Origin of the sequence: Pseudodonghicola flavimaris (genome assembly GCF_030164425.1) — a bacterium.
GTDB lineage: Bacteria > Pseudomonadota > Alphaproteobacteria > Rhodobacterales > Rhodobacteraceae > Pseudodonghicola > Pseudodonghicola flavimaris.
The window spans coordinates 22,003-34,586 of the sequence record NZ_JASNJD010000016.1; the positions used below are offsets into that span (position 1 = coordinate 22,003).

12 protein-coding genes are annotated in these 12,584 nt (G+C 68.3%); 6 read left to right on the forward strand and 6 right to left on the reverse strand.

Annotated elements, in window-relative coordinates; all coding sequences use genetic code 11:
- Positions 1-21: 21 nt before the first annotated feature.
- On the reverse strand, positions 22-2,823 hold the full coding sequence (locus tag QO033_RS17985; RefSeq protein WP_407682132.1) for a [protein-PII] uridylyltransferase: 2,802 nt from the start codon (positions 2,821-2,823) through the stop codon (positions 22-24).
- Positions 2,813-3,988: a penicillin-binding protein activator gene (locus tag QO033_RS17990; protein ID WP_284482350.1), complete on the reverse strand. Its 1,176-nt coding sequence runs from the start codon at positions 3,986-3,988 to the stop codon at positions 2,813-2,815. Before QO033_RS17990 ends, QO033_RS17985 begins: the two co-directional genes overlap by 11 nt.
- 87 nt (positions 3,989-4,075) lie before the next feature.
- Between QO033_RS17990 and rsmI the strand changes: the two genes are divergently transcribed.
- From rsmI to QO033_RS18010, 4 genes are all read left to right on the forward strand, one after another.
- Positions 4,076-4,933, forward strand: coding sequence for a 16S rRNA (cytidine(1402)-2'-O)-methyltransferase (gene rsmI / locus QO033_RS17995; protein ID WP_284482351.1), 858 nt, complete (start codon positions 4,076-4,078; stop codon positions 4,931-4,933).
- Positions 4,934-4,937: 4 nt separating this feature from the next.
- Positions 4,938-5,339 carry a YraN family protein gene (locus QO033_RS18000; protein ID WP_284482352.1) on the forward strand — a complete coding sequence of 134 codons (402 nt, stop codon included), beginning with the start codon at positions 4,938-4,940 and terminating at the stop codon, positions 5,337-5,339.
- Positions 5,340-5,416: 77 nt separating this feature from the next.
- Positions 5,417-6,352, forward strand: a complete 936-nt coding sequence (gshB, locus tag QO033_RS18005; protein WP_284482353.1) for a glutathione synthase — start codon at positions 5,417-5,419, stop codon at positions 6,350-6,352.
- Entirely contained in the window at positions 6,349-7,248 is a 900-nt protein-coding gene (locus QO033_RS18010; RefSeq protein ID WP_284482354.1) for an alpha/beta hydrolase, read from the forward strand. The genes gshB and QO033_RS18010 overlap by 4 nt, the downstream gene beginning before the upstream one ends.
- Here the strand turns inward: QO033_RS18010 and QO033_RS18015 are convergent.
- The 4 genes from QO033_RS18015 to cobU form a co-directional block, all read right to left on the reverse strand.
- Positions 7,214-8,728: a YifB family Mg chelatase-like AAA ATPase gene (locus QO033_RS18015; RefSeq protein WP_284482355.1), complete on the reverse strand. Its 1,515-nt coding sequence runs from the start codon at positions 8,726-8,728 to the stop codon at positions 7,214-7,216. The genes QO033_RS18010 and QO033_RS18015 overlap by 35 nt on opposite strands.
- Positions 8,729-8,839: 111 nt before the next feature.
- Positions 8,840-9,526, reverse strand: a complete 687-nt coding sequence (locus QO033_RS18020; RefSeq protein ID WP_284482356.1) for a glutathione S-transferase — start codon at positions 9,524-9,526, stop codon at positions 8,840-8,842.
- Positions 9,527-9,632: 106 nt separating this feature from the next.
- Positions 9,633-10,211 (reverse strand): histidine phosphatase family protein, encoded by a 579-nt coding sequence (locus QO033_RS18025; RefSeq protein ID WP_284482357.1) that lies wholly within the window; start codon positions 10,209-10,211, stop codon positions 9,633-9,635.
- The gene (gene cobU / locus QO033_RS18030; RefSeq protein ID WP_284482358.1) at positions 10,208-10,729 is read right to left on the reverse strand and encodes a bifunctional adenosylcobinamide kinase/adenosylcobinamide-phosphate guanylyltransferase; all 522 of its coding nucleotides are present in this window, start codon (positions 10,727-10,729) and stop codon (positions 10,208-10,210) included. The genes QO033_RS18025 and cobU overlap by 4 nt, the downstream gene beginning before the upstream one ends.
- A 108-nt stretch (positions 10,730-10,837) precedes the next feature.
- Between cobU and QO033_RS18035 the strand changes: the two genes are divergently transcribed.
- Positions 10,838-11,716, forward strand: a complete 879-nt coding sequence (locus QO033_RS18035) for an RNA polymerase factor sigma-32 (protein ID WP_284482359.1) — start codon at positions 10,838-10,840, stop codon at positions 11,714-11,716.
- The gene (locus QO033_RS18040; RefSeq protein ID WP_284482360.1) at positions 11,713-12,525 is read left to right on the forward strand and encodes a ChaN family lipoprotein; all 813 of its coding nucleotides are present in this window, start codon (positions 11,713-11,715) and stop codon (positions 12,523-12,525) included. The genes QO033_RS18035 and QO033_RS18040 overlap by 4 nt, the downstream gene beginning before the upstream one ends.
- Positions 12,526-12,584: the final 59 nt, after the last annotated feature.

Consider the following 12,584-nt stretch of genomic DNA (forward strand, 5'->3'; position numbering starts at 1 on the left):
CGGGAGACAGCGGGCATCGGGTCAGCCGTCGGCCCGTTCCGCCCCGGCGGCGACGGCCTGCCGCAGCTTCGCCTCCAGCGATTTCTGCTTGGCCGGCGAATGGTACTTCAGGCCGAACATATCCTTGACGTAGAAGCTGTCGACCACCTGTTCGCCATAGGTCGCGATCACCGCATTGGCGATATAGACGTTGGCCGAGGCCAGCGCGCTGGCCAGATCGTAGAGCAGCCCGGGCCGGTCGCGGGTATCGACCTCGATGATGGTGTAGATGTCGGAGCCTTCGTTGTCGAAGGTGACATGGGTCGGCACGTTGAACGCCTTCTCGCGTTTCTTGATCTTGTCGCGCGATTTCAGCGCCTCGGCGGCGATGACCTCTCCGGCCAGGGTCTTCTGGATCATCTGCGTCAGCCGGGGCAGCCGGCTGACTTCATAGGGGCGGCCTTCGGCATCCTGAATCCAGAAGGCATCGGTGACATAGCCGTCCTTGGTGGTATAGCTGCGCGCGTCGACCACATTGGCGCCGACCAGCGCCAGCGCGCCGGCGATGCGGGCGAAGATGCCGGGATGGTCAACCATGACGAAGCTCGCCCGGGTGGCATCGCGGTCCTCGTCCGGGTGCAGGCGGATGACCATGCCGGCGGAATCGCCCTTTTCCTCCAGCTCGCGCAGCATCTCGGCGAAGTCGACATGGGCGGTGACATGCAGCCCCTGCCAGTAGGGCGGGTAATGCCGGGCGGTTTCGGCCTTGAGCAGCGCCTTGGTCCAGTCGGGCAGGGCGGCGCGCAGGGCGCGCTTGGCTTCGGCGCCGCGGTTCTCGCGGGTCAGGTCCTCCATCCCGCCCTGCAGCGCCTTGCGGGTCTGGCGATAGAGCGCGCGGATCAGTGCCGCCTTCCAGTTGTTCCAGGTCGAGGGACCGACCCCGCGGATGTCGCAGACCGTCAGCACCGTCAGGAGTTCCAGCCGCTTGGTGGTCTGCACCGCCTTGGCGAAATCGCGGATCGTGCGTGGATCGGCGATATCGCGTTTCTGCGCCAGATCCGACATCAGCAGGTGATAGCGCACCAGCCATTCCACGGTTTCGGATTCCGATTTGTTCAGCCCCAGCCGCGGCGCCACCTGGCGGGCGATCTTGGCGCCGAGAATCGAATGATCCTCGGGCCGGCCCTTGGCGATATCGTGCAGGAGCAGCGCCACATAGAGGATACGCCGGTTCACCCCGCGCTTGAGGATGGTCGAGGAGGTCGGCAGCGCCTCCTTCAGCTCACCCCGCTCCAGCTTGGCGAGCTGGGCGATACACTGGATGATATGCTCGTCCACCGTATAGCTGTGATACATGTTGAACTGCATCATCGCGACGATGGGTTCGAATTCCGGGATGAAGGCCGCCAGCACCCCCAGTTCGTTCATCCGTCTGAGCGCGCGTTCGGGGTTGCCGTGTTTCAGCAGCAGATCCAGGAAGATGCGCTGCGCTTCCTTGTCGTTGCGCATGTCGTCGTCGATCAGCGCCAGGTTGGCCGTCACCAGCCGCATCGCGTCGGGGTGGATCAGCATACCGGTGCGCAGGCCTTCCTCGAACAGCCGCAGCAGGTTCAGCTTGTCCGACAGGAAGGCCTTGGGGTCGACGATGGCAAGGCGGTTGTTGATCACCTTATAGCCGTCGCGTACCTTCGGCCGGCGGCGGAAGATACGCTCCAGCAGCGGTTCGCTCTTCAGGTGGATCGCTTCCAGCTTGGTCAGGAAGATCCGGGTCAGATCGCCCACCGCGGTGGCTTCGCGGAAATAGCGCTGCATGAAGATTTCGACGCCGCGCCGCCCGGCCCGGTCGCGATAGCCCATGCGGTCCGCCACCTCGACCTGGAGGTCGAATGTCAGCTGCTCGGTGGCCCGGCCGGTGGCCAGATGCATATGCGCCCGCACCGCCCAGAGAAAATCCTCCGCTTCCTCGAAGCGGGCGAATTCGTCGGGGCGGAACACGCCCAGCGGCACCAGTTCGGCGACGTCCTGGACGCCGTGGATGTATTTGGCGATCCAGAACAGCGACTGCAGATCGCGCAGGCCGCCCTTGCCCTCCTTGACGTTGGGCTCCACCACATAGCGTTCGCCCTGCTTGCGGTGCCGCGCCTCGCGTTCCGAGAGCTTGGCCTCGATGAAGGCGCGGGCGCCGTCGGAAAACAGCTCCTGGCGCAGGGTGCTGGCGAACTTCTCCGCCAGCTGGGCATCGCCGTCCAGAAACCGGTGTTCCAGCAGCGCGGTCCGGATGGTGAAATCCTCATGCCCGAGCTTGACGCAATCGCGGACGGTGCGGCTGGCATGGCCCACCTTCAGCTTCAGGTCCCAGAGCATGTAGAGCATGGTTTCGATCACGTTCTCCGCCCAGGAGGTGATCTTGTTCGGGGTCAGGAACAGCAGGTCGACGTCGGAGAACGGCGCCATTTCGCCCCGGCCATAGCCGCCGACTGCGATCACCGCCAGCCGCTCGGCCGAATGCGGGGTCGGATGCGGCTGCAGATAGCTGACGGCGACATGCAGCGCGGCGGTGACCAACCCGTCGGTCAGGAAGGTATAGGAGCGGGTCAGCGGCCGGGCGGCGAAGGGCGCCTCGGCAAAGGCCTCGGCGATCGCCTCGCGGCCGGCCGCCTTCGCCTCGCGCAGGATGTCCATCACCGCCGCGCGCAGCGCGGTGGGGTCCTTGCCCGCCGCGGCGGCGTCGATCCGGTCGCGTATGCCGGCGACGTCGAATATATCCCTGGGGTCGCAGATCAGCAGGCCGTCGGGATCCTGGCGGCGCCGGGTCTGTTGGGGGTGCGCCGGCTCAGAAGCCAGCGCCGGAGAAGCTTGCGGGAGCCGGGTCAATCACAACCACCTGTTTGTTCTGGATCGTGGCCACTGCGAGGCCGCGTTCGTTGGTGCCGTCGGGGCGCAGCCGGAAGATGCCGCTGACGCCACGGAAACCGGCCCGCTGGGTCAGTGCGGCGCCGGTCAGCGCGTCGGACTTGCCGGCGCCGACCAGGGCGCCGATGGCCGCGATCCCGTCATAGGCCAGCCCGCCGATCGGATGCGGCAAGCCACCGTAGGCCATGGCATAGCGGTTGCGGAACTGCTGCGACAGCGTCGGGTCGGGCAGGGCGAACCAGCCGCCCTGCACACCGGGCAGTTCCAGCGTCTGCGACGGGATATCCCAGCGGGTCAGGCCGATGTATTGCACCGTCTGCGGGGTCACGCCGGCCTCCGGCAACAGCTGGGAGAACAGCGGCAGCGCGCCGGCGGTGGTAGCGGTGAGGAAGATCGCGTCGGCCCCCTGGGTCTGCACCGCGTCGCGGATCGCCGGGACCGCGTTGATCACGCCCTGTTGCGACAGCTCGTGGCTGATCGCTCCGGCCTCGGTCGCGCCATTGGCGGCCAGCGCCTGACGGATGGCGTTGCGCCCGGCCTGGCCGGCCACATCGGTCGAATGGATGATCAGGATGTTCTTGCGGCCATTGCGCGCGGCATAGCCGGCCAGCCGGTTGGCGGTATTGTCGAAGGTCGGCCCCAGCACGAAGACATTGCCGCCGGCGATGGAGGCGTTGTTGGAGAAGGACAGCACGTTGACATTGCGCGAAGCGACGGCGAGGCCGGCGGCATTGGCGGCTTCGGCATAGACCGGGCCGAGGATGATGCGGGCGCCGTCGTTCACCGCGGTGCTGGCGGCGGCGGCGGCGGTGGCGGCATCGCCGCGGGTGTCGTAGACACGCAGGTCAATCTGCACGTTCTGCAGGTCGGCGATTGCCAGACGGGCCGCGTTTTCAAGGCTTTGGGACAGGATGGCGTCGCCGCTCTGCCCCGATCCCTTGGGCACCAGAAGGGCCACGGGCACCGGCTTGTCGGTATTGATCATCGGACCGCCGCCGCCGACCATGGCGGTATCGCAGGCCGCGACCCAGAGGAGGGCGAACAATGCGACAAACAAAGTCGCCGCCTTGCGGGCGGTGGCGAAAACGGCAAACATGAGCAAATGAACTCCCAAATCCGAAGGCGGCGGGACCGCGTTTCAATACGCCTCGGATAATAGACGTCAGAAAGGTCGGGTCCAGCGTTGAATCACCAAAAGGTCAGATTGACCCCGGGGCTTTACTTCCTTGCCACCCCGATCGGAACCGCCCGCGACATCACATTGAGAGCGCTGGATATTCTCGCCTCCGCCGATGTCATCGCAGCCGAGGATACCCGCAGCCTGCGCCACCTGATGGAGATCCACGGCGTGCCGCTGGAGGGGCGGCGGATCCTCGCTTATCACGATCACAGCGGGCCGGGGGCGCGGGGCCAGCTGATCGCGGCGCTGGAGGCGGGTCATTCGGTCGCCTATGCCTCCGAAGCGGGCATGCCGCTGATCGCCGATCCCGGCTATGATCTGGGCCGGGCCGCGGCGGAGGCCGGCTTTGCCGTCACCGTGGCGCCGGGGCCTTCGGCGGCGCTGGCGGCGCTGACCCTGGCGGGGTTGCCCACCGATGCCTTCTTCTTCGCGGGTTTTCTGCCCAATGCGAAGACCGCCCGGCGCACCCGGCTGGAAGAGCTGAAGCCGATCCCCGGCACGCTGATCTTCTACGAATCCCCCAAGCGCGCCGCCGCCAGCCTGTCCGACATGGCCGAGGTGCTGGGGCCCGACCGGCCGGCGGCGCTCTGTCGCGAGCTGACCAAGAAATTCGAGGAGATCCGCCGCGGCAGCCTGGCGGAGCTGGCCGAGGGCGCCCTGACGGAGCCGCCGCGGGGCGAAATCGTCATCCTGGTGGATCGTGGCCATTCAGAGCCTGTTAAGGCCTCCGATATAGAAGCGGATCTGCGCGCCGCGCTGGAGGATCACAGCGTTCGGGACGCCGCCGATCTGGTGGCCAGGATGCATGGGCAGAAGCGACGCGAAGTCTATCAACTGGCGTTGCAACTGTCGAAAGGGTGAGGCGATGGCAGGCATCGGGGCCGGGCGAACGGTTCAGACGGTTCAGCGGCGCGACCGGGGCCTGCGGGCGCATCTTGCCGGGGCGGCCGCCGAGGCGCGGATCGCCCAGGATTACGAGCGGCGCGGCTTCACCATCGTGCGGCGGCGCTGGCGCGGCCGGGGCGGGGAAATCGACCTGATCGCGCGTCGCGGCGATGTCGTCGTTTTCATCGAGGTGAAGGCCGCCCGCGATTTCGCCCGCGCGGCAGAGGCGCTGCGACCGTGGCAGATGGCGCGGCTCTACGAGGCGGCCAGCGAATTTCTGGGCGGGGAGCCGGCCGGGTTGCTGACCGAGGCGCGCTTCGACGTGGCGCTGGTGAATGGGCAGGGCGCCTATCAGATCGTCGAAAATGCGTTCGGCGCCTGACTTCGCGTCCGCGCCCCATTGATCCCCCGGGCTGGCTGCGCCATGTATCCCTGCAGTGCCGGAACAGGGAGAGCGCCATGAAGATCGCCTTTCAGATGGACCCGATCGGGGCCGTGGATATCAATGCCGACAGCACCTTCCGGCTGGCTGAAGAGGCCCAGGCGCGCGGGCATGAGCTGTTTTTCTACGGCCCGGATCAGCTGGCCTATCAGGAAGGCCGGATCACCGCGCGCGGCCAGGACATGACCGTGCAGCGGGTTGCCGGCACACCGGCGATCCTGGGCGAGGAACGCGAAGTCGATCTCGCCGATTACGATGTGGTCTGGCTGCGTCAGGACCCGCCCTTCGACATGCATTACATCACTTCGACGCATCTTCTGGATCGTCTGAAGCCCGATACGCTGGTGGTCAACGACCCGTTCTGGGTGCGCAACTACCCGGAAAAGCTGCTGGTTCTGAACTTCCCGCAGCTGACGCCCCCGACCACCATCGCCCGTGACCTGCGCACCATCCGGGCGTTCAAGGAAAAGCATGGCGATGTCATTCTCAAGCCGCTTTATGGCAATGGCGGCGCCGGGGTGTTCCGGCTGGATACCAACGACCGCAACCTGTCGTCGCTGCATGAGCTGTTCACCGGCTTCTCGCGTGAGCCGCTGATCGTGCAGAAATACCTGCCGGATGTGCGCAATGGCGACAAGCGGGTGATCCTGGTCGATGGCGAGCCGGTGGGCGCGATCAACCGGGTGCCGGCGGCGGGCGAGACGCGGTCGAACATGCACGTGGGCGGCCGTCCCGAGAAAGTCGGCCTGACCGAGCGCGATCTGGAAATCTGCGCCACCATCGGGCCGCTGCTGAAGGAAAAGGGCCAGATCTTTGTCGGCATCGACGTGATCGGCGATTATCTGACCGAGATCAACGTGACCTCTCCAACCGGCATCCAGGAACTGGAGCGGTTCGACGGCACCAATGCGGCCGAGAAGATCTGGGAAGCGATCGAAGCCCGGGTTGGATGAGCTGGCAGGGCGCCGTCTTCAACCGCCTGCTGCGGCTGACGGAAAAGCCCTATCTGTCCCGGGCCGATGACCCGGAGGCGTTGCGCGCCCGGTTTTCCCGCCGGGCGCGTTTGTTTTTCCCGGTGCCGCGGCCGGTGCCGGTGACGGCGGTGCCGGGCGGGCTCTGGGTCGGCGGTGCGCCGGGGCCGGGGCCGGTGATCCTCTATTTCCACGGCGGCGCCTATGTCTTCGGAACCCCGGAGACGCATATGGGCCTGTTGGCGCGGCTGAGCCAACTGGCTGCCCTGCCGGCGGTTCTGCCACGCTATCGGCTGGCGCCGGAACATCCGTTTCCCGCCGCGCTCGACGATGCTCGCGCCGCCTATGAGGCGCTGCTGGCGCGCGGCGTGCCGGCCGGGCGGATCGTGCTGGGGGGCGACAGTGCCGGCGGTGGCCTGGCGCTGGCGCTTCTGGGCGACCTCTGCGCCCGCGGTGCACCGCGGCCGGCTGGCTGTTTCGCCTTCTCGCCGCTGACCGATCTGAGCTTCTCGGGCGACAGCCTGCGCGACAATGCGGATCGCGATGTGATGCTGCCGGCGGCCCGCACCCGGGACCTGGCGGCAAGCTATCTGCAGGGCGCCGATCCCCGCGATCCCTGCGCCTCGCCGCTGTTCGCCGATTTCGCGGGGGCGGGGCCGGTCTGGCTGACCGTCGGCCGAACCGAGATCCTGCTGGACGATACCCGCCGGCTGGCAGCACGCCTCAGCGCCCAGGGAGTCGCGGTGGAGGCCGTCATCGCCGGCGATCTGCCGCATGTCTGGCCGTTCTCCTGGCGCTGGCTTCCGGAGGCGGAGATGACGCTGCAGGCCCTGGCCGGCTGGATCAGGACGACAGCTGTGCCGTCAGCCGGAAGCTGAGCGCCTCGGCCAGATGCGGCCGGCGCAGGGCGTCGGACCCGTCGAGATCGGCGATGGTGCGGGCCACCCGCAGGATGCGGTGATAGCCGCGGGCGGAGAGGCCGAACCGTTCCGCCGCCTGACCGAGCAGCGCCCGCCCCTCGGCATCCGGGGTGGCGATCTCCTCCAGCAGGCGACCTTCGGCGTCGGCGTTCTGCCGCGCGGTGGGGTGGGCGTCGAACCGCGCACTCTGCCGGGCGCGGGCGCGGGCCACCCGTTCGGCGACGGTGGCCGAGGGCTCCCCCGTCGCTGGCAGGTCGAGGTCGGTGAAGGCGACCGGGGGCACTTCGACCCGCAGGTCGAAACGGTCCATCAGCGGGCCGGAGATGCGGCCGAGGTAATCGGCGCCGCATTGCGGCACTCGGGCGCAGGCGCGGGCGGGGTCGGAGAGATAGCCGCATTTGCAGGGGTTGGCGGCGGCCACCAGCAGGAAGCGGCAGGGATAGGTCACATGGGCATTGGCGCGGGCCACCATCACCTCGCCGGTCTCGACCGGCTGACGCAGGGTCTCCAGCACGGTGCGCGAAAACTCCGGGAATTCGTCCATGAAGAGGACACCGTTGTGCGCCAGGCTGATTTCGCCGGGCCGGGCGCCGCGGCCACCGCCGACGATGGCGGCCATCGAGGCGGTGTGATGGGGTTCGCGAAACGGGCGGGCGCGGCTGATGCCGCCCTCCTCCAGCACTCCGCAGAGCGACTGGATCATCGAGGTTTCCAGCGCCTCCGCCGGGGTGAGAGGGGGCAGCAGCCCGGGCAGGCGAGCGGCGAGCATGGATTTGCCGGACCCGGGCGTGCCGACCAGCATCAGGTGATGGCGGCCGGCGGCGGCGATCTCCAGCGCCCGCTTGGCGCGTTCCTGGCCTTTGACATCGGCGAGGTCACGGTCGCCGGGCGGCGCGATCACCTCGCCGGGTTCGGCCGGATCGAGCGCCGCCTGGCCGGTGGCATGGCGGATCACCGCGCCGAGGTCGGCGGCACCGATCACCTGGCACTGGCCGACCCAGGCGGCCTCCGGTCCGCAGGCGGCGGGGCAGATCAGGCTGCGGTCCTCCTCGGCCGCGGTCATCGCCGCCGGCAGGGCCCCCGGCACCGCGATCAACCGGCCGTCGAGCGACAGCTCTCCCAGGGCGACGGCGGTGGCCACCGCATCCTCCGGCAGGATGCCGATGGCGGCGAGCAGCGCCAGCGCGATCGGCAGGTCGAAATGGCTGCCCTCCTTCGGCAGATCGGCAGGCGACAGGTTGATGGTGATGCGCTTGGCGGGCAGCGCGATGGCCAGGGCGCTCAGCGCGCTGCGCACCCGGTCGCGCGCCTCCGAGACCGCCTTGTCGGGCAGCCCGACGATGGAAAACCCCGGCAGCCCGGCGGTGACGGCGCATTGCACCTCGACCAGCCGGGCGTCGATGCCCTGAAAGGCGACCGTATAGGCGCGTGCGACCATGGGACGTCCTGCGATTGGGGTCCCTATCGCTAGCGTCAAGGTGGTTTAGGAAGTGTTAACGGCGCCGCGGGGGCGCCGTCGGGATGTGAGTATTTGGGCAGAGAAGAAGGCTCAGGCCGGGACCGGCCAGGCACGCGTCGGCAGCGGGTTGGGGTAGGGCAGGGGATCGTAGCTGACCTTGAGGCCTTCGGCCCGCCAGGCGCGCACCGCCGGATCGGAGAGCAGCGCCAGCGCGTAGCTGCGGGCCTCCGGGCTGACCGGCAGGTCGTAGCCGATGATGCGGGCGGCGACGGGGGTGTAGAAGACATCGGCGAGGCTGTAGGCACCGAAGAGCCAGCCTTCGGTGGCGCCGGACAGGCTGCGGGCATGGGCCCAGAGGGTTTCCAGCCGGTCCAGATCGGCGCGCACCGCGTCAGAGGGGGTGAAGCCGTCGTAGCAGTGCAGCAGCTGCATCGGGCAGGCGCTGCGCAGGGCGGTGAAGCCGGTCGCCATCTCTGCCACCAGCCAGCGGGCAGTGGCGCGCAGGGCGGGATCGGCGGGCCAGTGGCCGGCTTCGGGGTGGCGTTCGGCCAGGGTTTCGCCGATGGCGAGGCTTTCGCCCACCACCGTGCCCTCGGGCGTGCGCAGCACCGGCACCAGCCGCGCCGGGGCGAGGGCGGCCAGATCCGCGGCCATTGTCCCGCTGTAGAGACCCACCATATGGAGCCGGCTGGAGAGGCCGAAGTTCTCGAGCATCAGCCAGCCGCGCAACGACCAGCTGGAAAAGCTCCGGTCGGCGATAAAGAGATCGTATGTCATGGGCCGAGCCTAGACCGGCGGGCCGGCGCGGTGGAAACGACATTTCGTGACGGCGGGGCTCACCGGTGATGATGGATCGGTCGCCGGGCCGATGTCAGTGCCTGTCTCAGGGCCGGTGGTTGATCCGCCCGAGCGACCAGCCGCCGGGGCCGTGGCTGAGTTCGGTCAGCGACAGATTGTCGATCTTCTGTCCGAAGGCCTCGGCCGCGCCGATGCCCCGCGCCCGCTGGATCTGGCTGAGGATCAGGCCGAAATGCGCCACCACCACGAGATCGCCGCCCGGATGGCGGGCGATCAGCGCGTCGATGGCGGCATCGGCGCGGGCCCGCAGCGCGTTCCAGCTTTCACCGCCGGGCGGGCTGATCTCTCCCGGGGTTTCCCAGAAGGCGCGGATACGGCGGGGTTCCTCGGCCTCGACCTCGGCGAAGCCGCGCATCTCCCAGCCGCCGAAATTGATCTCGCGCAGGCGGGGATCGTGGGGCAGGCGAGGGCGGTCGTGCTGGATCGCGTCGGCGGTGGTGACCGCGCGGGAGAGGTCGGATGAGATCACCGGCGCCGCCGCCGGCAGTTCAGCGGTCAGCCGTGCCAGCGCCGCGGTGTCGGAGAGATCGGCGGGCAGGTCGGTCCAGCCGACCATGGCCCGGGCATGGGTCGGCCCGTGGCGGATCAGGTGCAGGCGGGTCATGGCAGCCGCCCCTTCAGCACGTTGGGCAGGCCGGCGATCACCTGCACCGCCAGATCGGCCTCCCGCGCGAGGGCGATGTTCAGCCGCCCCTGCGCCTCGCGGAACCGGCGGCTCAGCGCATCGGCGGGGACGATGCCCTGGCCGATCTCGTTGCTGACCAAGATCACCGGCGCCCGGCAGGCGGTGAGCGCGGCGATCAGCAGGGTCTGCGCGTCGTCGAGATCGCGTTCCGCCATCATCTGATTGCCGAGCCAGAGTGTCGCGCAATCGAACAGGCACACGCAATCGTGATCCAGGCCCGCCAGCACCGGTCCGACATCGAGCGGTTCCTCATGGGTCACCCAATCGGCGCCGCGGCGGCCTCTATGTCGTTCGATTTTATCACGCATTTCGCGATCAACAGGCTGTGAGGTGGCCAGGTAATGCTTTGCCAGACCGGCCGTTTCGGTCAACCTTTCGGCGAATTCCGATTTGCCCGAGGCGGCACCGCCGAGTATGAATGTGAGTCTAGGAAACATCTTTCGTCCTCATCGCGATCCGCGCCCCTGTCCGGGCCGCAGGGGTAGCATGCTGAGAGGGTAACGCAAGATTCGCCGCCACAGACCTGCAAGGGGAAGGGGGACGACATGGCACTCGATCTGACTGAAGATACCTCACTGTCTCGCCGCGCTATGAAGGCCGAGCTCCTCGACGCCGAGACCGAGCTGGCGCTGGCCTATGCCTGGCGCGACCAGCGGGACGAAGCCGCGCTGCACCGGCTGATCACCGCCTATATGCGGCTGGCGATTTCCATGGCGTCGAAATACCGCCGCTATGGTGCGCCGATGAACGACCTGATCCAGGAGGCTGGTCTGGGCCTGATGAAGGCCGCCGACAAGTTCGACCCCGACCGGGGCGTCCGGTTTTCGACCTATGCGGTCTGGTGGATCAAGGCCTCGATCCAGGACTACGTGATGCGCAACTGGTCGATGGTGCGCACCGGCTCGACCTCGTCGCAGAAATCGCTGTTCTTCAACATGCGCCGGGTGCAGGCCAAGCTGGAGCGGGAGGCGAGCGCCGAGGGCGCCGAGCTGGACCGGCATCAGCTGCATCAGATGATCGCCAGCGAGATTGGCGTGCCGCTGCGGGATGTGGAGATGATGGACGGGCGGCTGTCGGGCAGCGATTTCTCGCTGAACGCGGTGCAGTCGGCGGACGAGGATGGCCGCGAATGGATCGATACGCTGGAAGACGATGGCGCCCAGACCTCGGAGATCGTCGAGGAGACGCTGGACAACGCCCAGTTGCGGGACTGGCTGGTGCAGGCGATGTCGGTGCTGAGCGCGCGGGAACAGCTGATCGTGCGGGAACGCAAGCTGCGGGCGGAGCCGCGCACGCTGGAAAGCCTCGGTCAGGAGCTGGGTCTGTCGAAGGAACGGGTGCGGCAGTTGGAAGCGGCGGCGTTCCAGAAGATGCGCAAGAGCCTTGAGGCGCAGTCGGAAGAGGTGCAGAACTTCCTGTCATGAAGGAAGCTCTGATCGGTCTCGCCCTGTCCCTGTCGTTTGCCCTGCCGCTGGCGGCCGCGCCGCTGCCGGCGGAGGTGGTGGCGCCGATGCGCGCCGCCGACGTGGTGATGCTGGGCGAAATCCATGACAATCCGGCGCATCATCTGATACAGGCGGAGGCCTTGGCGGCCCTCGCCCCCCGGGCGGTGGTCTGGGAGATGATGACCGCCGAGACCGCGGCGCAGGTGACTGCCGAGGTGATCGACGATCCCGACCGGCTGGCAGAGGTCACCGGCTGGGACGACAGCGGCTGGCCGCCGCTGGCGGAGTATCTGCCGGTGTTCCGCGCCGCCCGGGGGGCGCGGAACTATGGCGCGCTGGTGCCGCGCGCTGCCGTCGGTACGGTGATGGCCGAAGGGCTGTCGGCCAGCTTCGGGCCTGAGGCGACAGAGTTCGGCCTGACCGACCCGCTGCCCGAGGCGGAACAGGTCGCGCGGGAGGCTGATCAGCAGGCGGCCCATTGCAACGCCATGCCGGCGGACAAGCTGTGGATGCTGGTCGATATCCAGCGGCTGCGCGATGCCACCCTGGCCCGGACGGTGCTGCACGCGCTGGAGCAGACCGGCGGCCCGGTGGCGGTGATCACCGGCAATGGCCATGCCCGCGCCGATCGCGGCGTGCCGGTCTATCTGCGGCGGGCCGCGCCGGGTCTCGGGCTCTTCGCTCTGGGCCAGTCGGAGGCGGGGCAGCTGGCCGGGACCTTCGACGCGGTGATCGACGCGCCGGAGGTGGCACGCCCCGATCCCTGCGCCGCCTTCGCCAAGCCCTGAGCGGGCAATCTCCGCTGGCGCTTCGTCCGCCGCTTGCCTAGGGTCCCGGGCAGGCCGGC